Source organism: Streptomyces sp. NPDC031225 (assembly GCF_055570355.1).
Genome location: NZ_JBVIHJ010000015.1, coordinates 209,910 through 231,714 on the forward strand (window position 1 = coordinate 209,910; position 21,805 = coordinate 231,714).

The 21,805-nt window shown below is 69.9% G+C and carries 15 protein-coding genes; 9 read left to right on the top strand and 6 right to left on the bottom strand.

Going from position 1 to position 21,805, the window contains the following annotated elements:
* Positions 1 to 257: 257 nt before the first annotated feature.
* Positions 258 to 1,823 carry a Na+/H+ antiporter gene (locus tag ACZ48Z_RS25675; RefSeq protein ID WP_468738223.1) on the bottom strand — a complete coding sequence of 522 codons (1,566 nt, stop codon included), beginning with the start codon at positions 1,821 to 1,823 and terminating at the stop codon, positions 258 to 260.
* 240 nt (positions 1,824 to 2,063) lie between these two features.
* Here ACZ48Z_RS25675 and ACZ48Z_RS25680 point away from each other — a divergent pair, with 240 nt between their 5' ends.
* Positions 2,064 to 4,571: a sensor histidine kinase gene (locus ACZ48Z_RS25680; RefSeq protein ID WP_468738224.1), complete on the top strand. Its 2,508-nt coding sequence runs from the start codon at positions 2,064 to 2,066 to the stop codon at positions 4,569 to 4,571.
* Here the strand turns inward: ACZ48Z_RS25680 and ACZ48Z_RS25685 are convergent.
* Positions 4,549 to 5,079, bottom strand: a complete 531-nt coding sequence (locus tag ACZ48Z_RS25685) for a hypothetical protein (protein WP_468738225.1) — start codon at positions 5,077 to 5,079, stop codon at positions 4,549 to 4,551. The genes ACZ48Z_RS25680 and ACZ48Z_RS25685 overlap by 23 nt on opposite strands.
* Positions 5,080 to 5,305: 226 nt before the next feature.
* On the opposite strand from ACZ48Z_RS25685, the gene ACZ48Z_RS25690 reads away from it, so the two are divergent.
* The 8 genes from ACZ48Z_RS25690 (at position 5,306) to ACZ48Z_RS25725 (ending at position 16,533) form a co-directional block, all read left to right on the top strand.
* A complete protein-coding gene (locus tag ACZ48Z_RS25690; RefSeq protein WP_468738226.1) occupies positions 5,306 to 7,147 on the top strand; it encodes an APC family permease in 1,842 nt (613 codons plus the stop codon).
* 227 nt (positions 7,148 to 7,374) lie between these two features.
* Positions 7,375 to 7,464 (top strand): K(+)-transporting ATPase subunit F, encoded by a 90-nt coding sequence (gene kdpF, locus ACZ48Z_RS25695; protein WP_037659531.1) that lies wholly within the window; start codon positions 7,375 to 7,377, stop codon positions 7,462 to 7,464.
* An 8-nt stretch (positions 7,465 to 7,472) separates the two neighbouring features.
* A complete protein-coding gene (gene kdpA / locus ACZ48Z_RS25700) occupies positions 7,473 to 9,137 on the top strand; it encodes a potassium-transporting ATPase subunit KdpA (RefSeq protein WP_468738227.1) in 1,665 nt (554 codons plus the stop codon).
* Positions 9,134 to 11,251, top strand: coding sequence for a potassium-transporting ATPase subunit KdpB (kdpB, locus tag ACZ48Z_RS25705; RefSeq protein WP_468738228.1), 2,118 nt, complete (start codon positions 9,134 to 9,136; stop codon positions 11,249 to 11,251). The genes kdpA and kdpB overlap by 4 nt, the downstream gene beginning before the upstream one ends.
* Before the next feature lie 5 nt (positions 11,252 to 11,256).
* Positions 11,257 to 11,925, top strand: coding sequence for a potassium-transporting ATPase subunit C (locus ACZ48Z_RS25710; RefSeq protein ID WP_468738229.1), 669 nt, complete (start codon positions 11,257 to 11,259; stop codon positions 11,923 to 11,925).
* 116 nt (positions 11,926 to 12,041) lie between these two features.
* Entirely contained in the window at positions 12,042 to 12,725 is a 684-nt protein-coding gene (locus ACZ48Z_RS25715; RefSeq protein ID WP_468738230.1) for a response regulator, read from the top strand.
* Positions 12,726 to 12,727: 2 nt separating this feature from the next.
* Positions 12,728 to 15,274 carry a DUF4118 domain-containing protein gene (locus tag ACZ48Z_RS25720; RefSeq protein WP_468738231.1) on the top strand — a complete coding sequence of 849 codons (2,547 nt, stop codon included), beginning with the start codon at positions 12,728 to 12,730 and terminating at the stop codon, positions 15,272 to 15,274.
* Positions 15,275 to 15,465: 191 nt separating this feature from the next.
* Positions 15,466 to 16,533, top strand: coding sequence for a tyrosine-type recombinase/integrase (locus ACZ48Z_RS25725; RefSeq protein ID WP_468738232.1), 1,068 nt, complete (start codon positions 15,466 to 15,468; stop codon positions 16,531 to 16,533).
* Positions 16,534 to 16,665: 132 nt separating this feature from the next.
* On the opposite strand, the gene ACZ48Z_RS25730 is transcribed toward ACZ48Z_RS25725, so the two are convergent.
* From ACZ48Z_RS25730 to ACZ48Z_RS25745, 4 genes are all read right to left on the bottom strand, one after another.
* A complete protein-coding gene (locus ACZ48Z_RS25730) occupies positions 16,666 to 18,195 on the bottom strand; it encodes a helix-turn-helix domain-containing protein (RefSeq protein WP_468738233.1) in 1,530 nt (509 codons plus the stop codon).
* Between the two features lie 83 nt (positions 18,196 to 18,278).
* Positions 18,279 to 18,479 (bottom strand): DUF4236 domain-containing protein, encoded by a 201-nt coding sequence (locus ACZ48Z_RS25735; RefSeq protein WP_389097770.1) that lies wholly within the window; start codon positions 18,477 to 18,479, stop codon positions 18,279 to 18,281.
* 328 nt (positions 18,480 to 18,807) lie between these two features.
* On the bottom strand, positions 18,808 to 20,106 hold the full coding sequence (locus tag ACZ48Z_RS25740) for a cytochrome P450 (protein WP_468738234.1): 1,299 nt from the start codon (positions 20,104 to 20,106) through the stop codon (positions 18,808 to 18,810).
* Positions 20,107 to 20,126: 20 nt separating this feature from the next.
* On the bottom strand, positions 20,127 to 21,482 hold the full coding sequence (locus tag ACZ48Z_RS25745; protein ID WP_468738235.1) for a glutamine synthetase family protein: 1,356 nt from the start codon (positions 21,480 to 21,482) through the stop codon (positions 20,127 to 20,129).
* Between the last annotated feature and the right edge of the window lie 323 nt (positions 21,483 to 21,805).

Consider the following 21,805-nt stretch of genomic DNA (forward strand, 5'->3'; position numbering starts at 1 on the left):
GGCCGCGCGAACGCCGGTGGCACATCAAGGAGTGGCTGTTTCGGCGGTGCGGGTGAGGATTGGGCCGTACGGGGGTCTCCAGCGGATGGGCCTCGACGCCGCGCGTGGCGGATCTCCAACTGTCCGTCCGTGCGGGCGGGCCGGTCGGTCGGCGGTGGGCGGGTCGCTGCCGTGGGCGGGCGGGCTGCTGCTTGCCGCGATGCTGCTGACCGCACTCGGACTTCGGCCCCGGCTGGCCGAGTTCCGCTGAGCGCTGCTCAGACGTCCGCCAGCCGTGCCTCTTCCAGATCGAGGGAGCGCTGGAGCCTTCTCCGCGTCGTGTCGCTGATGGCGTGGTCGTCGTAGAGGCGTTGCAGTTCCGTCGCTTCCACGGCGATCAGGTCGCGGCGCAGCTGGCGGTAGACGAGGTCGGCGGATTCGGCCGTGTTGTGGTCGTCGGTGAGGCGGTCGCGGGCGTCGTCGAGGCGGGCGGTGAGGCCCCTGCGGAGGCGGTCGAGGACGACGTCCGGTACGGCTTCGAGCTCCGAGAGCTCCTCCAGACGGCGGATGCCCGCGTCGGCCAGGCGGCATCGGGCGGAGGCTTCCTCGCGCTCGGTGTGGTCGGGCTCCAGGGCGATGCCGGAGCGGCGCACGACGGGAGCGAGGGTGAAGCCCTGGACGACGAGGGTGACGACGACGACCGACGTGGTCAGGACCAGGACCAGGGGGCGGTCCGCCAGCGCCGCGCCCGCCTTCGTGGTCTCGGGGATGGACAGGGCCGCCGCGAGTGGCACGACGCCCCGGGTGCCGGCCCAGGTCAGCACCAGCGGGACCCGCCAGTTCATGCGCTGGATGCCGCCCTTGCGCTGGACCACGGCCGACAGCGGCGCCAGCCACAGGAGCCGTACCGCGATCAGCGTGCCCGCCACCGCGAGGGCGTACAGCGGCCAGGCCCGGTCGCCGTCGTCCAGTGCCTGCACCTGTGCGGGCAGGGCCAGGCCGATGAGCGAGAACACCACGCTCTCCAAGAGGAACACCACGGTGCCGTAGACGGCGTGCAGTTGGAGCCGGATGCGGGCGGTGGTCAGCCGGTCGCCGCGGCCGCCGAGGACCACGCCCGCGACCACCACGGACGTGACCCCGGAGGTGTGCGCCACCTCCGCGAGGACATAGGCGGCGTACGGCGTGACCAGGGCAATCACCGTCTCCAGCACCGGGTCCTCGGTGCGCCGTCGGATCAGCGCGACCACCCCGGCGATCGCGGCGCCTATGAGCGTGCCGCCGCCCGCGAGCACCACGAACTCACTGCCTGCCGAGTCCCAGCCGACCGCCGCGGTGGCCACGGCGACGCTTACCGCGACGCGGTACAGGACGAGCGAGGTCGCGTCGTTGAACAGGCTCTCCGCCTGCACCAGCATCTGCACCTTCGGCGGCAGCGCGAGCCGTCGGCCCAGGGCCGTGACCGCGACCGGGTCGGTGCTGGCCAGGATCGCGCCGAGCACGAACGCCATCTGCCATGACAGGGGAGTGACCAGCGAGGCCACCCAGCCGACGGCCGCCGCAGAGGCCACTACCAGGCCGATCGCGAGGATCCCGACCGGCTTCCACACCGCGCGCAGTTCACGCCAGGACAGTTCCTCCGCACTGGCGTACAGCAGCGGAGGCAGCACGACCAGGCCGATGATCTCCGGGCTGATCCCGATCTCCGGGGTGCCCGGCAGCAGTGCCACGGCGAGGCCGGCGACGACGAGCAGGGAAGGCGCGGGAATGCGCCACCGGCGGGCGAAAGTCGCCACGACCGTGGCCAGGACGACCAGTGCCAGAACCGTACCCACGCTGCGCATGCTGACCGTCCCCGGGAAGCCTCGAAGAGAGCCACCGTGGCTCCCCGGCCGACCAGACTTCCCGGCACACCGCCTTCACCCTATCCGGCCAAGGGATGTCAAGACAGTGTCAAGGTCGCCGTGATCGGCGCCAAGGAAGCGCTAACAACCGCCCCGGGCGGTCACCGGAAACGCTTCGGTAGAGAGAAGTAACCCGCCTCCCGAGGGAGTTGAGCCAGTGAGCGGAGCACGTCGGCGGCGATGAGTGGTGACGTACGGGCCGGACGGCTGAAGGTCTACCTGGGGGCGGCCCCAGGGGTGGGCAAGACCTACCGGATGCTCGACGAGGGGCGGCGTCGGGCCGCCCGTGGTGCGGATGTCGTGGTCGGCTTCGCCGAGTGTCACGGCCGGCCGCGCACGGAGGCGATGCTGGACGGCCTGGAGGTCGTTCCCCGCGCCCGCTGCCGCTACCGCGGTGGGCGGTTCGAGGAGATGGACCTCGCCGCGGTGCTGGCCCGCCGCCCGCAGGTGGCGATCGTCGACGAGTTCGCCCACAGCAACGTCCCCGGTGACGGCCGCAACACCAAGCGCTGGCAGGACATCGAAGTGCTGCTCGCCGCCGGAATCGACGTCGTCACGGCGCTGAACATCCAGCACCTGGCCTCCCTCAACGACGTCGTGGAGAAGATCACCGGGGTGCCGCAGCACGAGACGGTGCCCGACGACGTCGTCCGGCGGGCCCATCAGGTCGAGCTGGTGGACATGCCCCCGGAGGGCCTGCGGCGCCGTATGGCCCACGGCAACGTCTACACGCCCGAGAAGGTCGACGCGGCCCTCGCGAACTACTTCCGGCCGGGCAATTTGACCGCGCTGCGGCAACTGGCCCTGCTGTGGGTGGCGGACCGGGTCGACGAGGCGCTCCAGACCTACCGCGCCGAGCACTCCATCGGCGGCGTGTGGGAGACCCGGGAGCGGGTGGTCGTCGCGCTCACGGGCGGGCCGGAGGGGGACACGCTCGTCCGGCGGGCCGCCCGCATCGCCGCCCGGTCGGCCGGGGGCGACCTGCTCGCCGTGCATGTGGCCCGCAGCGACGGTCTGGCCGCCGGTGTCTCGCACGCCTCGCTGGCCCGGCAGCGGCGGCTGGTGGAGGACCTCGGGGGCAGCTACCACTCCGTCGTCGGGGACGCCGTCGCCACCACGCTGGTGGAGTTCGCCCGCGCCGAGAACGCCACTCAGCTGGTGCTGGGCACCAGCCGCCGGGGCCGCCTCGAGCGTTTCCTGACCGGACCTGGCACGGGGGAGACCGTGACCGAGTTGTCCGGGGACATCGACGTGCACCGGGTCACCCACGAGCGCGCCGGCCGCGGCACCCTGCTGTCGTCCCGCCGCCGCACCCTGTCCACCGCCCGGCTGATCGCGGGGCCGGTGGCGGGACTGGCGCTGCCGGTGCTGCTGACGCTCGTCCTCGCACAGGTGCGGGGCACGGTGAACCTGACGAGCGAGGCGCTGCTGTTCCTGCTCACGGTGGTGGGGGTGGCCTGCATTGGCGGGGTCGTGTCGGCGCTGATCGCGTCGGTGACGGCGTCCCTGCTGCTGAACTACTGGTTCATCCCGCCCATCGGCGAGTTCACGCTCGAGGACCCCAACGCGCTCCTCGCGCTCGGAGTGTTCGCGGCGGTGGCCGTCACCGTGGCCGCCGTCGTCGACCGCTCGCTGCGTCTGTCCCGCCGCTCGGCCCGGGCCACCGCCGAGGCCGAGACCATGTCGTCCCTGGCCGGCAGCATCGTGCGCGGCGGCGCGACCATCCCGGCCCTGCTGGAACGTACCCGCGAGACCTTCGGCATGGACTCGGCGGAACTCGTCGACGAACCACCCGACAGCGACCGCGCGACCGTTGTGCCCGCCGGTCCCGGTGCGTATCTGCTGCTGCGAGGGCGCACGCTGTCGTCCTCCGAGCGGCGCGTGCTCGCCGCGTTCGCCGCGCACGTGGGGTCCGCCGTCGAGCGGGCCCGGCTGGCCGATGCGGCGGCCGAGGTGGAGCCCGTGAAGGCCGCCGACCGGATGCGTACGGCGCTGCTGCGGGCCGTTGGACACGATCTGCGCACCCCGCTCGCCGCCGGCTGGGCGGCCGTCACCTCGCTGCGCAGCCGGGACGTGGAGTTCACCCCGGAGGACCGCGACGAACTCCTCGCCACCGCCGACGAGTCCATGGCCAAGCTCAGCCGCCTGGTGGAGAACCTCCTCGACCTCAGCCGCCTGGAGGCCGGCGTCCTCACGCTGACCCTGCGGGCCACGACCCTGGAGGAGGTGCTCCCGACGGCGCTTGCGGACGTGCCGGTGGCCGAGGCGCGGGACGTGGAGCGGATCCCGGCGGTGCTGGCCGATCCGCCGTTGCTGGAGCGCGTCGTCGCCAACCTGGTCGGCAACGCGGCCCGGCACACGCCGCCCGGGCAGAAGGTACTGGTCACGGCCAGCGCCCTGGCGGGACGCGTGGAGCTACGGGTCGTCGACCGGGGGCCCGGCCTTCCCGCCGACGGCCGGGAGCGGCTCTTCGAGCCGTTCCAGCGGCTCGGGGACACCGACAACAGCACCGGACTCGGCCTGGGGCTCGCCCTGGCCCGGGGCCTGACCGAGGCGATGAACGGGACCCTCGCCCCCGAGGACACCCCGGGTGGCGGCCTGACGATGGTCGTATCGCTGCCTTGCGCGGAACAGGCCGGGACGACTCCGGATGACTGCGGGGGCGTCACTCCAGTCCGGAGACTTTGAAGACGGCCTGTGCGGTCTCGCGGTCGATGCGCAGGGAAAGGCGGCGCAACGCGGTCGCCCCGCACAGCAGCGTGCCGCCGGCCGCCGCCTTATGGGCGCCCGCCTCCAGACGGAACCACAACGGCGGGTTCCTCACCAGCACTTCGGGGTCGATCTCCACCCGGCCTCCGAACGCGTCCCGCAACACGAGCCGTTGGGAGACGCCGTCGAGACAGCGGACGGACACCAGCAGATCCGTACGGACACGTCGTTCGCGCAGCAGCCGGCGTACGGACAGCCAGTCCTCGCCGGCCCGGACGCGGGCGGGACACAGTACGAGGAAGAGCAGCAGCGCCAACGCGACCCACAGGGCGCCGCGCCAGAGCGTGAGCCGGCCCGTGCCCCGGTCGAGCAGGAGCAGCAGGACGAGCAGCACGCCGGCGCAGCGCACCGAGTCCCGCACGTCCCGTGCCCAGCGGAGGTCGTACGCCACGTCAGCGGGGCCGCGCGCGCCGTTGCGGGGTGCCATGACGGTGACCGTAGGGATCCGGAAGGCTGGATCGCCTCCCTTTTGACGCCACTCTGACGGCTCTGTCACCTGGATCACATCACCGTCAAGGTCCCGTCAAAGTCGGCCGCTTCGGTGTGAAGAAACCGCCAAGGACGGTCGGCCTCGGCCGGAAACGGACCCACCCTGAGTGCGCCGCGCGCACCTCAGCCCTCGTGCGTGGCCCTGGAAGAAGGAGCACGCACCGATGTCCGTCCTGACCCTCGACCCGGGCGCGACCCCCGCCGACGAAGAGCCGCCCGATACCGGCGAACGCCACCGGCTCACCGCCGTCACCGGCCTGGCCGCCCTCTCACTCGACGCCATGGCGTCGGTGGCCTACGGCCCCGAGGCGATCGTCCTCGTCCTCGCCGCGGCCGGCGGGCACGGCCTCGGCTTCACCCTGCCGGTGACGCTGGCCATCGCGGGTCTGCTGGCGGTGCTGGTCGCCTCGTACCGCCAGGTGATTGCGGCCTTCCCGGACGGCGGCGGGTCGTACGCCGTGGCGAAGACGCATCTGGGCGCGCGCACGAGCCTGGTGGCGGCCGCGTCCCTGGTTCTGGACTACGTCCTCAACGTCGCCGTCGCCGTCACCGCCGGGGTGGCCGCGTTGACGTCGGCCTTCCCGGCCCTGTACGGCGACCGCCTGTGGCTGTGCCTGGCGGTGCTCGTGCTGATCACGGCGGTGAACCTGCGGGGCATCGTGGAGTCGGCGAAGGTGTTCATCGTGCCGACCGTGGTGTTCGTCGGCTCGATCCTCGTCCTGATCGTCGTCGGGCTGTTCCGGTCGGCCCCGGTCAGCACGGCCACCGCGGACGGGCATGTGTCGGTCCTGGCCGACAACGCGACCACGGTGGGCGTGCTGCTGTTGCTGAAGGCTTTCGCCTCGGGGTGCTCGGCGCTGACGGGCGTCGAGGCGATCGCCAATGCGGTGCCGTCCTTCCGACGTCCGCGGGTCAAGCGGGCCCAGCGGGCGGAGGTCGCCCTCGGCGCCGTGCTCGGAGTGATGCTGATCGGTCTGTCTGTACTGATCTCCCGCTTCCACCTCCAGCCGGTGGAGGGCGTCACGGTCCTCGCCCAGCTCGCGGACGCCTCGCTCGGCCACAACTGGGCGTTCTACGTCATCCAGTTCGCCACGATGATCCTGCTGGCGCTGTCCGCGAACACGTCCTTCGGCGGTCTGCCGGTGCTGTTGAAGCTGCTGGCCCGCGACAACTACCTCCCGCACGTCTTCGCCCTGAAGGCCGACGGTCAGGTGCACCGGCACGGAGTGCTGGCCCTGGCCGTGGTCTCGGCGGCGCTGCTGGTGTTCTCCGGCGGCGACACCAACACGCTCGTGCCGCTGTTCGCGATCGGTGTCTTCGTCGGCTTCACCATCGCGCAGGTGGGCATGGTCCGACACTGGCGGGGCGAGCGAGGGCCGGGGTGGCGGGGCAAGGCGCTGCTCAACGGCTTCGGCGCGCTGCTGACCGGTGTGGCGACGATCGTCGTGACGGCCAGCAAGTTCGAGGAGGGCGCCTGGCTGGTCGTGGTTGCGCTCCCGCTGCTGGTGGCGGCCTTCGTCGCCGTCCACCGCGCCTACGCCCGCATCGGGGAGCGGCTGGGTCTGGGGAGGATCCCCGAGCCCCCGCACCGCGAGCGCTCCCTGGTGATCGTGCCGGTGTCGTCCCTGTCCCGCCTGACGTCCGAGGCGCTGACCGCGGCAGCCTCCCTGGGCGACGAGGTGCGCGCGGTCACCGTCTGCTATCCCGACGCCGAGGACCGGAGTGCGCTGCACGCGCTGGAGCGCTCCTGGGCGGAGTGGGACCCCGGGGTACCGCTGGTCCGGCTGTCCTGCGAGCACCGCAGCCTGGGCCGGCCCATCGCCGCTTACGTCCGTGAGGTCGCGGCGGCGGAGCCGGCCACCCAGGTCACCGTCCTGATCCCGGAGACCGAGCCGGAGCGGCTGTGGCAGCGGCTGCTGCAGAACCAGCGGGGCGCGGTCGTCGCCCACGCCGTGCGCAGGGAGACCGACGCGGTCATTTGCCGACTGCGCTTCCGCCTGTTGTAAGAGCCCGTCGTAGGTGCCGCCGTAAGAGTCGCGTCAAGGGTGCGGGGGCTGGCGTAAGGGACTCGTCAACGGCCGGCCGATTCCGGCCAGGGGCGGGGTTTCCTCTATCTGTCCGCTTCTCTTCCGAACCTCTCCAAGGAGTTCGCGATGGCCGATCTGGCCTTCGTCGTCGCCACAGTCGCGGTGTTCGCGCTGGTGGCCCTCGTCGCCAAGGGGGTGACGAAGCTGTGACCGCCGAGAACATCGTCGGCCTGATCGTGGCCGTCGCCCTGCTGGGCTATCTCGTCCTCGCGCTGATCTTTCCCGAGAGGTTCTGAGACACAGCATGGGTCCCGTACTCGCCGGCGTGCTCCAACTGCTCGCGCTCATAGCGGCACTGGCTCTCGCCTACGTCCCCCTCGGCAACTACATGGCCAGGGTCTACTCCTCCGACAAGCACTGGCGCGTCGAGAAGTGGATCTACAAGGGCATCGGTGCCAACCCGAACACCGAGATGCGCTGGCCTGCGTACCTGCGTGGCGTCCTCGCCTTCTCGGCCGTGAGCGTCGTCTTTCTCTACCTGCTCCAGCGGCTCCAGGGCCACCTGCCCGGCTCGCTCGGCTTCAAGGCGATCGACCCCGATCAGGCGTTCAACACCGCCACGTCCTTCGTCACCAACACCAACTGGCAGTCGTACTACGGCGAGCAGGCCATGGGCCACGTCGTGCAGACTGCTGGTCTTGCGGTGCAGAACTTCGTGTCGGCCGCGGTCGGTATCGCCGTCGCGGTGGCGCTGGTGCGTGGGTTCGCCCGCTCCCGCACCGGCGAGCTGGGCAACTTCTGGTCGGACCTGGTGCGCGGAGTGACCCGCATCCTGCTGCCGCTCTCCGTCGTCGCCGCGATCGTCCTGGTCGCCTGCGGTGCCATCCAGAACTTCGCCGGCATCCACGAGGTCGGCCAGTTCATGGGTGGCAACCAGCAGTGGAACGGCGGCGCGGTCGCCTCGCAGGAGGCCATCAAGGAGATCGGCACCAACGGCGGCGGCTACTTCAACGCCAACTCCGCCCACCCCTTCGAGAACCCGACCCCTTTCACCAACCTCTTCCAGATCTTCCTGCTGCTGGTCATCCCGTTCGCGCTGACCCGCACCTTCGGCATCATGGTCGGCTCGATCAAGCAGGGTTACGCGATCCTCGCCACCATGGCCACCATCTGGGTCGGCTTCGTCGCCCTGATGATGTGGACCGAGTTCGCCCACCACGGACCGGCGTTGCAGATCGCGGGCGGGGCGATGGAAGGCAAGGAGCAGCGCATCGGAGTCGGCGCCTCGTCGATCTTCGCCGTCTCGACCACGCTGACCTCGACCGGAGCGGTGGACTCGTTCCACTCCTCGTTCACCGGTCTGGGCGGCGGGATCATCATGCTGGGCATGCAGCTGGGCGAGATCGCGCCCGGCGGTACCGGTTCCGGCCTCTACGGCATGCTGGTCATGGCGATCATCGCGGTGTTCATCGCCGGTCTGATGGTCGGCCGCACGCCCGAGTACCTGGGCAAGAAGATCGGCACCCGTGAGATCAAGTTCGCGGCCTGCTACATCCTGATCACCCCGGCGCTGGTGCTCATCTTCACCGCCGCCGCGATGGCCCTGCCCACCCCGGGCCACTCGATGACCAACAGTGGCGCGCACGGATTCTCCGAGATCCTGTACGCCTACAGCTCGGCCGCCAACAACAACGGCTCGGCCTTCGCCGGTCTGAACGCGGACACGCAGTGGTTCAACACCACGCTGGGGCTGGCCATGGTGCTGGGACGCTTCCTGCCGATGGTGTTCGTGCTGGCGCTGGCGGGTTCGCTCGCCGAGCAGAAGCCGGTCCCGGCGACCGCGGGCACGCTCCGCACCGAGAAACCGCTGTTCACCGGCCTGCTGGTGGGCGCGATCCTGATCATCACCGGTCTGACCTACTTCCCGGCCCTCGCGCTGGGTCCGCTTGCCGAGGGGCTGGCGTCATGACGACCGACACGCAGAAGCAAGAGGACTCGATGTCCACAGCCACCCCGACCCGCGCACCCCACCAGGACGTCCCGACCGGTCACAAGGAGAGCCGTGTCGGCGCGGGCCTCTTCGACCCCAAGCAGCTGCTGAAGTCGCTGCCGGACGCCTGCCGCAAGCTCGACCCGCGAGTGATGGTCAAGTCGCCCGTGATGTTCGTGGTGTGGATTGGCTCGGTGCTGACCACCGTCTTCTCCTTCAAGGACCCGGGTGACTGGTTCGGCTGGACCATCAGCGCCTGGCTGTGGCTGACGGTGGTCTTCGCCAACCTGGCGGAGGCGGTCGCCGAGGGCCGTGGCAAGGCGCAGGCCGACACCCTGCGCAAGGCCAAGACCGACACGATCGCCCGGCGGCTCGTGGGGGAGTCCGAGGAGCAGGTGCCCGGCACCGAGCTGCGGATCGGTGACCTGGTCGTCTGCGAGGCCGGCGACGTCATCCCCGGCGACGGGGACGTCGTCGAGGGTGTGGCCTCCGTGGACGAGTCGGCGATCACCGGTGAGTCGGCGCCGGTCATCCGGGAGTCCGGCGGGGACCGGAGCGCTGTCACCGGCGGGACGAAGGTCCTCTCCGACCGGATCGTCGTCAAGATCACGACGAAGCCCGGCGAGACCTTCATCGACCGGATGATCAGCCTGGTCGAGGGCGCGTCCCGGCAGAAGACACCCAACGAGATCGCGCTGAACATCCTGCTCGCCTCGCTGACCATCGTCTTCCTGCTGGCGGTCGCGACCCTGCCGCCGTTCGCGGACTACGCGGGCACCCACCTGACGATGGTCGTGCTGGTCGCCCTGCTGGTCTGCCTCATCCCGACGACCATCGGCGCCCTGCTCTCCGCGATCGGCATCGCGGGCATGGACCGCCTCGTCCAGCGCAACGTACTGGCCATGTCCGGCAGGGCGGTCGAAGCCGCCGGTGACGTGTCGACCCTGCTGCTCGACAAGACCGGCACCATCACCCTCGGCAACCGTCAGGCGTCCGAGTTCGTGCCGGTGAGCGGCACGACGGAGGCCGAACTCGCCGACGCCGCCCAACTGTCGTCGCTGGCCGACGAGACGCCCGAGGGCCGCTCCGTCGTCGTCCTGGCGAAGGAGAAGTACGGCCTGCGCGAGCGTGAGCTGGTCGGCGCCGAGTGGATCGCGTTCACCGCGCAGACCCGGATGTCCGGCGTGGATGTCGACGTGCGCAGGATCCGCAAGGGCGCGGCCGGTTCCGTCATCGCCTGGGTGGCGGAGCAGGGCGGCGAAGTCGCCCCGGACACAAGGGAGTTGACCGACCGGATCTCCGAGGCGGGCGGCACCCCGCTGCTGGTCGCGGTCGAGGACGCCGAGGGCGCCCGCGTGCTGGGCGTCATCCACCTGAAGGACGTCGTCAAGGAGGGCATGCGGGAGCGGTTCGACGAGCTGCGGCGCATGGGCATCAAGACCGTCATGATCACGGGTGACAACCCGCTCACCGCCAAGGCGATCGCCGAGGAGGCGGGCGTGGACGACTTCCTCGCCGAAGCCACCCCCGAGGACAAGATGGCCCTGATCAAGCGGGAGCAGGCCGGCGGCAAGCTCGTCGCGATGACCGGGGACGGCACCAACGACGCGCCCGCGCTGGCGCAGGCCGACGTCGGCGTGGCCATGAACACCGGTACGTCGGCCGCCAAGGAGGCCGGCAACATGGTCGACCTCGACTCCAACCCGACCAAGCTGATCGAGATCGTCGAGATCGGCAAGCAACTCCTCATCACCCGGGGCGCGTTGACGACGTTCTCGATCGCCAACGACGTCGCGAAGTACTTCGCGATCATCCCGGCGCTGTTCGCGGCGGTCTACCCGGGCCTGGACAAGCTCAACATCATGGGCCTGTCCTCGCCGGACTCCGCGATCCTGTCCGCGGTCATCTTCAACGCGCTGATCATCATCGCGCTGGTGCCGCTCTCCCTGAAGGGCGTGCAGTACCGGCCCGTCAGCGCGGACAAGATGCTCCGCCGCAACCTCACGATCTACGGCATCGGAGGCCTGATCGCCCCCTTCGTCGGCATCAAGCTCATCGACCTGCTCATCTCCCTCATCCCCGGGATCGGCTGAACGCCATGAACACCTCCGTATCGAACACGGGCCGGCTGCTGTGGGCGGGCCTGCGCGCCCTCCTCGTGCTGACCCTGGTGACCGGCGTCCTCTACCCGCTGGTGGTGACCGGTATCGCCCAGGGGCTGTTCCACGGCAAGGCCAACGGCTCCGAGATCACGTCGGACGGCAAGGTCGTCGGCTCGTCCCTCATCGGACAGGCGTACAACCTGCCGCTGAAGAAGGGCCAGGAGACCCCGGAGCCGGACCTGAAGTGGTTCCAGGGCCGCCCGCAGAACGGCCTCGGCACCAACAGCGTCAACACCCGGTACAAGCTGATCCTCTCCGGCGCCACCAACCGCTCCGCCGACAACAAGGACCTGATCGACTGGGTGACCGCCGCCAAGAAGGCCGTCATCGAGGACAACTCCGTGAACGGTTACACGGTCAAGCCCTCCGACGTGCCTGCCGACGCGGTGACCTCCTCCGGTTCCGGCCTCGACCCGGACATCTCCCCGCAGTACGCGGACATCCAGGTCCACAGGATCGCCGAGAAGAACGGTCTGACCGTCGCCCAGGTGCAGAAGCTGGTCGACGACCACACCGAGGGCCGCACCCTCGGCTTCATCGGCGAGCCCCGGGTGAACGTGCTCGAACTCAACATCGCGCTCAAGGAACTCCTGGCGAAGAGCTGATGGCGTTACACGTCCCACAGGGGAGTTGGCGGTCCGGGAGCGATCCGGGCCCGCCGACTCCCGCCGTCATCAAGCCGGTACGGCCCGACGACGTACGACAGGAAAGGCGCACGCCCATGACACGGGTGCTGGTGGTGGAGGACGACCCGCAGCTCGTACGGGCCCTCATCATCAATCTCCAGGCACGCCAGTACGGGGTCGACGCGGCCCCCGACGGCGCCACCGCGCTCCGGCTCGCGGCCGCCCGTCAGCCCGACGTGGTGATGCTCGACCTCGGGCTGCCCGACATGGACGGCGTCGACGTCATCAAGGGCCTGCGCGGCTGGACCCGCGTACCCATCCTGGTGTTGTCCGCGCGGCAGGCGTCCGACGAGAAGGTCGCCGCCCTCGACGCGGGCGCCGACGACTACATCACCAAGCCGTTCAGCATGGACGAGCTGCTCGCCCGGCTGCGGGCCGCCGTCCGCCGCACCGAGGAGGTGCCGCTCGCCCCCGGGACGACGCTCGTCGAAACGGCCGAATTCACCATCGATCTGCTGGCCAAGAAGGTGAGCCGGGGCGGGGGCGACATCCGGCTCACGCCCACCGAATGGCATCTGCTGGAGATCCTGGTCACCAACCCGGGACGGCTGATCTCCCAGAAGCAGCTGCTCCAGGAAGTCTGGGGCGTCTCCCAGAGCACCAAGACCAACTACCTGCGGGTCTACATGGCCCAGCTGCGGCGCAAGCTGGAGGCGGATCCCGCCCACCCCCGCTATCTGATCACCGAGCCCGGCATGGGCTACCGCTTCGAAGGGTGAACATGGCACGCGGCAAGCTCCGGATCTACCTCGGCGCGGCACCGGGCGTCGGCAAGACCTACGCCATGCTGTCCGAGGCGCACCGCCGTGTGGAGCGGGGCACCGACTGCGTGGTCGCCTTCGTGGAGCACCACCACCGGCCGCGCACCGAGGTGATGCTGCACGGTCTGGAGCAGATCCCGCGACGGGAGTTGGAGTACCGGGACAGCGTCTTCACGGAGATGGACGTGGACGCGGTACTGGCGCGCCGCCCCGATGTCGCGCTCGTGGACGAGCTCGCCCACACCAACGTCCCCGGCTCACGCAACGACAAGCGCTGGCAGGACGTGGAGGAGCTGCTGGCCGCCGGGATCAACGTCGTCTCCACGGTGAACATCCAGCACCTGGAGTCGCTCGGCGACGTCGTGGAGTCGATCACGGGCGTACGGCAGCGGGAGACCGTGCCGGACGAGGTCGTACGCCGGGCCGACCAGATCGAGCTGGTCGACATGTCCCCGCCGGCGCTGCGCCGCCGTATGGCGCACGGCAACATCTACAAGCCGGACAAGGTCGACGCGGCCCTGTCGAACTACTTCCGGCCCGGCAATCTGACGGCCCTGCGCGAGCTGGCGCTGCTGTGGGTTGCCGACCGGGTCGACGCCTATCTGACCGAGTACCGCAGCGAGCACAGCGTCTCCACCATCTGGGGCTCACGGGAGCGGATCGTCGTCGGGCTCACCGGGGGCCCCGAGGGACGGACCCTGATACGGCGCGCGGCCCGGCTCGCGGAGAAGGGCGCGGGCGGCGAGGTACTCGCCGTCTACATCTCCCGCAGCGACGGCCTGACCGCGGCCTCCCCGAAGGAACTGGCCGTCCAGCGCACCCTCGTCGAGGACCTCGGCGGCACCTTTCACCACGTCGTCGGCGACGACGTATCCGTCGCGCTGCTCGACTTCTCGCGTGGGGTGAACGCCACCCAGATCGTGCTGGGCGTTTCCCGCCGCAAGGGCTGGCAGTACGCCTTCGGCCCGGGCGTAGGCGCCACGGTCGCCCGTGACTCCGGACCCGACCTCGACGTCCACCTCATCACCCATGACGAGGCCGGAAAGGGGCGCGGGCTCCCGGTCAACCGGGGCGCACGCCTCGGACGATCCCGTCTGATGTGGGGCTGGCTGGTCGGCCTCGGCGGCCCCGTCCTGTTGACCTGGCTGCTGAGCGGTGTGTCCCCGGACGTGGGGCTCGCCAACGACATGCTGCTGTTCCTGACAATGACGGTGGCGGCGGCCCTGCTGGGCGGGCTCTTCCCCGCCCTGGCTTCGGCAGCGGCCGGTTCCCTGCTCCTGAACTGGTACTTCACCCCACCCGTCCACACCCTGACCATCGCCGACCCGAAGAACATCGTCGCCATCGCGATCTTCGTCGGCGTCGCAGTCTCCGTGGCCTCCGTCGTCGACCTGGCCGCCCGCCGCACCCACCAGGCCGCTCGTCTGAGGGCGGAGTCGGAGATTCTCTCCTTCCTGGCAGGCAACGTCCTGCGCGGCGAGACCAGCCTGGAAGCGCTGCTCGACCGGGTCCGGGAAACCTTCGGCATGGAGTCGGCGGCCCTGCTGGAACGGGAGAGCGAGCTGGCGCCCTGGACCTGCGCGGGCAGTGTCGGCCCACGGCCCTCCGCCACCCCCGACGAGGCGGACGTCGACGTGTCGGTCGGCGACCACATGGCACTGGCGCTGACCGGACGGGTCCTGCCCGCCGAGGACCGGCGGGTGCTCGCCGCCTTCGCCGCCCAGGCCGCCGTGGTCCTGGACCGCCGACGCCTTCGGCAGGAGGCCGACCAGGCCAAGGAACTGGCCGAGGGCAACCGCATCCGCACCGCCCTGCTCGCCGCCGTCAGTCACGACCTGCGCACCCCCCTCGCCGGCATCAAGGCCGCGGTCACCTCCCTGCGCTCGGACGACGTCGAGTGGTCGCAGGAGGACCAGGCGGAGCTTCTGGAGGCCATCGAGGAGGGCGCCGACCGCCTGGACCACCTCGTCGGCAACCTCCTCGACATGTCCCGTCTGCACACCGGCACGGTCACCCCGATCATCCGCGAGACCGACCTCGACGAGGTCGTGCCCATGGCGCTCGGCGGTGTGCCCGCGGACAGCGTGGAACTCGACATCCCGGAGACGCTGCCCATGGTCGACGTCGACCGGGGGCTCCTGGAACGGTCCGTCGCCAACATCGTCGAGAACGCGGTGAAATACAGCCCGGCGGACACCCCGGTGCTGGTGTCGGCGAGCGCCATCGCGGACCGGGTGGAGGTGCGCGTCGTGGACCGCGGTCCGGGCGTCCCCGACGAGGCCAAGGGCCGCATCTTCGAACCCTTCCAGCGCTACGGCGACTCGCCGCGCGGCACCGGCGTCGGCCTCGGTCTGGCGGTCGCCCGCGGCTTCGCCGAGGCCATCGGCGGCACCCTCGACGCCGAGGACACACCCGGCGGGGGCCTCACCATGGTGCTCAGCCTGCCGAGGGCGGCGAACCTGCCTCCGACACCGGAACCGGACCTGCCCGCCGCGGCCAAGTCCTGAGGCAGGTTCGTGAAGAGGGGTCCTTCCAGCCACTTGGGGCCCTCTTCCCATGGGAGTGGCCGGACCGGGGCAGGACGTAGTGAGCTGGCCCCGAGTTTCGTAGCGGCCGATCTTGCTCGGAGTCACAGCAGCTGAACCCCGAAACCTGCCGGCGCTGGAGATGCCGCGACGATCACGATGCAGAGCCCAGCTTGGTCGACGGCCCGAGCGAGGCCACAAGATCGAGCTCAGCGTCACCATGGGGGATCGCCACCCACTGGTGGCCAACCCAGAGCAGTGACCCGTCCACGATCGAGCGGATCGAGCGGATCGAGCAGAGGGTACGTCGGCACATCGTTCCCCACCTGGGTGCCCAGCCGCTCAACGCCATCGGCACGGAAGCTCTGCGCCACTGGAAGAAACGGCCGGAGAAAGACCTCGGTCCGACCTCGATCCGTCTCGTCTGGGCGACGCTCTCCAGCATCCTCCAGGCCGCCGTCGAGGACCGTCGCCTCGGACGCAATCCATGTCGGTCCAGCACGGTTGGTCCTCCGGCCGCCACCCCCGGCAGGGTCGAGGCATGGCCACCCGAACGAGTGCTGGCGGTACGGGCGGCCCTGCCCGACCGCCAACAGCTCCTCCTTGTGATCGGAGCGGGCCCTGGGCTCCGGCAGGGGGAGGCGCTCGGGCTTGCCCTGGAGGACATCGACTTCGCCAAGGATGTCGTCCACGTCCGGCGGCAGGTCAAGATGGTGCGGGCGAGGCTGTGTTTCAGCCTCCCCAAGGGCCGCAAGGTACGGGATGTGCCGCTGCCGTCCAGCGTGGCTCGGGCCATCCAGCAGCACACGGAGCAGTTCGCGCCGATCCCGGTCACGCTGCCTTGGGACGACCCGACTCCTGCCGAGACGGCGGTGGAAGCCAAACACCGGCGGCCGAGGACCTACAGCCTCTTGGTGACAGGACGCGAACGGAAGGCCATCAACCGGAACTACCTCAACTCCTACGTGTGGAAGCCCGCTCTGGCTGAGGCCGACGTGATCGCTCCGCTGGAGGAGGGCAACACAAACGGCGCTCGCGTGTGGGAGCCATCCCGGGAGCACGGCTTCCACGCCCTGCGCCACTTCTGCGCCTCCGAGGAACTGGAGGCTGGCGAATCGGTCGTCTCCCTGGCACGCTGGCTGGGGCACTCCGACCCCGGGTTCACGCTGCGGAAGTACTCCCACTTCCTGCCCCGCGCGGGCGCACGAGGCAGCGCCGCCATCGACGCGATCTTCGCGTAGCCGTGGCCGGTCGGCAGGGCCCGTGGAGCGTGGCCCGTAGCCCACCGCGGGCCCGAAGTCCCAGAGATGCCGCTGCACCCCTCCCTGACCCGCTAAGTGGCAGGTCAGACAGGGTGCGACGGCATCCGCGTATCAAATGTCCCGGAAGATCTCGATCTGTGCCCCCACCGAGTTCAGCCGCTCGGCGAGATCCTCGTAACCCCGGTTGATGACATAGACGTTGCGCAGTACGGACGTGCCGTCCGCCGCCATCATCGCCAGCAGGACGACCACGGCGGGGCGCAGGGCCGGCGGGCACATCATCTCGGCGGCGCGCCAGCGGGTCGGCCCCTCGACCAGCACCCGGTGGGGGTCGAGGAGTTGGAGACGTCCGCCCAGCCGGTTCAGATCCGTCAGGTAGATCGCGCGGTTGTCGTAGACCCAGTCGTGGATGAGGGTCTGGCCCTGCGCGACCGCCGCGATGGCGGCGAAGAACGGGACGTTGTCGATGTTCAGGCCGGGGAACGGCATCGGGTGGATCTTGTCGATCGGCGCCTCCAGCTTGGAGGGGCGGACCGTCAGGTCGATCAGACGGGTGCGGCCGTTGTCGGCGAAGTACTCCGGCGTGCGGTCGTGGTCGAGGCCCATCTCCTCCAGGACCGCGAGTTCGATCTCCAGGAACTCGATCGGCACCCGGCGCACGGTCAGTTCCGACTCCGTCACCACGGCCGCGGCGAGCAGGCTCATCGCCTCGACCGGGTCCTCGGAGGGGGAGTAGTCGACGTCCACGTCGATGACCGGCACGCCGTGCACGGTCAGGGTCGTGGTGCCGATGCCCTCGACCCGCACACCCAGCGCCTCCAGGAAGAAACACAGGTCCTGGACCATGTAGTTGGAGGAGGCGTTGCGGATGACGGTGACGCCGCCGTACCGGGCGGCGGCCAGCAGCGCGTTCTCGGTGACCGTGTCGCCGCGCTCGGTCAGGACGATCGGACGGTCGGGGTGGACCGAGCGGTTGACCTGCGCGTGGTACTGGTTCTCGGTCGCCGCGACCTCCAGACCGAACCGCCGCAGCGCGATCATGTGCGGCTCGATGGTGCGGGTGCCGAGGTCGCAGCCACCGGCGTAGGGCAGCTTGAAGTGGTCCATGCGGTGCAGCAGCGGACCGAGGAACATGATGATCGAGCGCGTGCGGACGGCGGCCTCGGCGTCGATCGCGTCCATGTCCAGCTCGGCCGGCGGGACGAGTTCGAGGTCGACGCCGCCGTTGATCCACCGGGTGCGGACACCGATGGAGCCCAGCACCTCCAGGAGGCGGTAGACCTCCTCGATGCGGGCGACCCTGCGCAGCACCGTGCGCCCCTTGTTGAGGAGCGAGGCGCAGAGCAGGGCCACGCACGCGTTCTTGCTCGTCTTGACGTCGATGGCGCCGGACAGCCGACGACCGCCGACCACGCGCAGATGCATCGGGCCCGCGTAGCCCAGAGAGACGATCTCGCTGTCCAGTGCTTCACCGATACGGGCGATCATCTCAAGGCTGATGTTCTGGTTGCCGCGCTCGATGCGGTTGACGGCGCTCTGACTGGTGCCGAGCGCCTCGGCAAGCTGTGACTGTGTCCAGCCCCGATGCTGCCGGGCGTCACGGATGAGCTTGCCGATGCGTACGAGGTAGTCGTCTGCCATGAGGTTGAGGCTATCTCAGATATGAGATGGCGCATTCCGGCAGGTCCGTTCGGGTGAAGGACCCGGACGGACCTGTGGAAACGTCAGTGACGCTTGGCGGTCCGGGTCCGACGCCACCCGAAGGGTCCGGGCAGATCAACCGATGTCGTACGACGTCCCGAGCTGCTGTGGGTGTGCTTCGGCCCGTGGCTGCCGCCACCGGTCGTGATGGACCAGGAACGCCGGTTGATGTTCAGGCGCACTCCGGGAAGGATCCGGAAACTCTTGCGGAACGTGAGCGGCATGGTGGCCTCCCGTCGAGGTCGGTCAGATGCTTTCGGCCTCGTTCGGATACCCCGGTACGGCGAACTGATGGGTGCCGGGTCGACCGGTCTGCCGTACGGGAGTTGGGGGAGTCCCGTGAGGCGGTGAAGGCGTGCCGTGGCGGGGTGCTGGAGCCGGGCTTGGTCGCCCAGCTCACCGGGAGATGGAAGACCGGCAGAGCCCCGAACGGCAAGACCAGTTGGTGCGACCATGCCCTTGGCGAACGGCCGCGATCAGAGTGTTGCCGCTCAAACGCACAGAGCTGTGGGCACCCGGCGTCCGGGTGGCCACAGCTCTGTGTACAGGCGGTCAGGCGAGGGTGACCTCGACCGGCAGTTTCTTGATGCCGTTGACGAAGTTGGAGCGGACCCGGGGGACGTCGCCGGCGAGGCGGATGCCGGCGAGGCGCGGGATCAGTTCCTCGAACATGATGCGGATCTCGGTGCGGGCGAGCAGGTTGCCCAGGCACAGGTGGGGGCCGCCCTTGCCGAAGGTGAGGTGGTCGTTGTCCTGGCGGGTGACGTCGAAGTCGTACGGGTTGCCGAAGACCTCTTCGTCGCGGTTGCCGGAGGCGTACCACATGACGACCTTGTCGCCCTCCTTCACCCGCTTGCCGCCGAGTTCGACGTCGCGTGTCGCGGTACGGCGGAAGTGGTAGACGGGCGTGGCCCAGCGCAGGAACTCCTCGACGGCGACCGGGATGAGAGAGGGGTCTTCCTGGAGCCTGGCCAGCTGCTCGGGGTGCTGGATGAGGGCCAGCATGGAGTGCGAGATGGTGTGCCGGGTGGTCTCGTTGCCGGCCACGACCAGCAGCAGGAAGTAGTTGTCGAAGTCCTGCGCGGAGAGCGGGACGCCGTCGCGCGGGGTTTGGTTGATGAGTCTGGAGACCAGGTCGGTGCCGGTGCCGCCCCGCCGCTGCCGGGCCAAGTCCCGTCCGTACTCGAAGACCTCCAGCGAGGCCGGGCTGCGGAAGGGCAGATCCTTGTACTGCTCGCTCTCCTCGCTGTGGAGGAGGACATCGGCGTAGTCGGGGTCCGTGTTGCCCATGATCCGGTTGCCCCAGTCGATGAGCTGCTGGTTGTCCTCCGGGGGGACGTCGAGGAGCCGGGCGAGGACGTTGATGGGGAAGTCGGCGGCGACGTCGGCGACGAAGTCGAACGTGCCCTTGGCGAGGGCCGTGTCCAGCGTGCTGGCGGTCAGGCCGCGCAGGAAGTCGGCGTACTCGTTGATGACGCCCTGGCCGAACTGACGCTGTAGCAGGCTGCGCATCGCGCGGTGGCGTACGCCGTCCAGTTCCAGGATGGAGGCGCGCTTCTTGATCTGGTCGTCGTCGAGTTCTTCGAGGTTGGCGAACTTGGTGGAGGTGAAGGTCTGCGGGTCGCGTCCCACGCGGGCGATGTCCTCGTGCCGGGTGACGGCCCAGAAGCCGTGGTTGGGCTCGGGCTCCGGTTGCCAGTGGACCGGGTCCTGGTGGCGCAGGGTGTGGAACATGCGCCAGGGGGTGACGCCGTCGAGGAACTTGTCGTTGTCGGCGAGGTCGACCTCGTCCAGCGGCATCGGGTCGTCGGGGGCGTGGTGGGTGTCGGTGGTGTTCAGGGTGCTCGTCATGGTGTGCTCCTGCGGGGTGCTCAGAGGTGGTAGGAGTACTCGGCGAACTCCCAGTCGGTGACGTGTCGTTGGAAGCGTTCGGCCTCGTCGCGCTTGTAGGCGAGGAAGGACGCGGTGAAGTCCTTGCCCAGCAGTTCGATGAGCGCTTCGTCGGCTTCGAGGGCGTCGAGCGCGGCGGTCAGGTTCATCGGCAGGACCTGGGACTTCTCCAGGTCGTAGCCGTAGCCCTCCAGCGGCGCGGGCGGCTCCTTGCCCTCCTGGACGCCGAGCAGGGCGGCGGCGGTGAGCGCGGCGATCGCGAGATACGGGTTGGCGCCGGCGTCTCCGAGCCGTACCTCCAGACGGGCGCCGGAGCCGCGCTCGGGCGGGATGCGGACCATGGCGCTTCGGTTGTCCAGGCCCCAGTTGATCAGCCAGGGCGCGAGGGTGTCGGGCCCGAAGCGCTTGTACGAGTTGACGGTCGGGTTGAGCAGCGCGGCGAGCGCCGGGGCGTGCGCGAGGATGCCGGCGATGGCGTACCGGGCGTTGCCGGAGAGACCGAAGGCGCCGGCCGGGTCGTCGAAGACGTTGCGGCCGTCGGCGTCGACGCAGGAGAAGTGCAGGTGGAAGCCGGAGCCACCCGAATCGTTGGAGGGTTTGGCCATGAAGGTGGCCAACTTGCCTTCCTTGCGAGCCAGTTCCTTGACAGCGGCCTTGAAGCGGAACGCCCGGTCGGCGGCGTCCAGGGCGTCGGAGTGGGTCAGGTTGATCTCGTACTGGCCGCCGTCGAACTCGTGGTTGCCGGTGATGACGCCGATGCCGAGGTCGCGCAGCTGCCGCAGGGTACGCAGCAGGTGGTTGTCGGGGTCGGCGCGCAGGCCGGCGGTGTAGACGGACCCGGTGACGGTGGGGCTGCGCCGCCAGCCGTTCGGCGCGGTGGCGTCCTCTTCGAGGAGGAAGTACTCCAGCTCCGGGCCGACCACCGGGCTCAGACCCGCGTCCGTACATCGGGCCAGCACCGAGCGCAGCAGATCGCGCGGCGACTCCGCGGCCGGGCCGCCGGTCGCCGGGTCGGTCGTGTCACCGAGACACCACGCAACGCCGGGCTCCCAGGGCACGCGCGCGAGGGTGCTCAGGTCCGGTCGCACGGAGATGTCGGGCAGGCCGGCATCGATGCCGCCCTGGATCGCGACGACGTCGCCGCGCGGGGTGGTGTGGTAGACGGCGCGGCAGAAGGCCAGGCCGTGCTCGCAGGCCGACGGCAGGTGGTCGAGCAGCACGTCGCGGGCGCGGTCGGTGCCGATGAGGTCGGGGTAGGTCACCCGGACCACGTCGATGCCCTCGGCGGCGAGCCGGTCCTGGTGCCGGCGGACGGATGGGGTGTCGTGAGCGCTCACCGATGTCTCCTCGGCGGATTCGGGGCACCTCTCGGGCGTCGAGCCCGGGGGGAGGGTGGCGGAGCGAAGACTGGTCGGGGCGCCGGGCGATGCCGCGGTCGTGAAGCCCCGGTCAATCATTTGAAGCCAAACGGTATGGAGATGGCCACCTTCCCGCAAGGGGGTGTGCCAAAGAATTTATCCATCCGGATAGGTATTGACCAGAGCGTGGCGGCTTCCTATGTTGTTTGAAGCCAAACGAGTCAGGGGTTCGGCTTCCCGCACCCCTGTGGCTGGGGGCCCGGCCACCAGCCGGGCCTTCCATCCCGCCCCTGCCCCTCGCT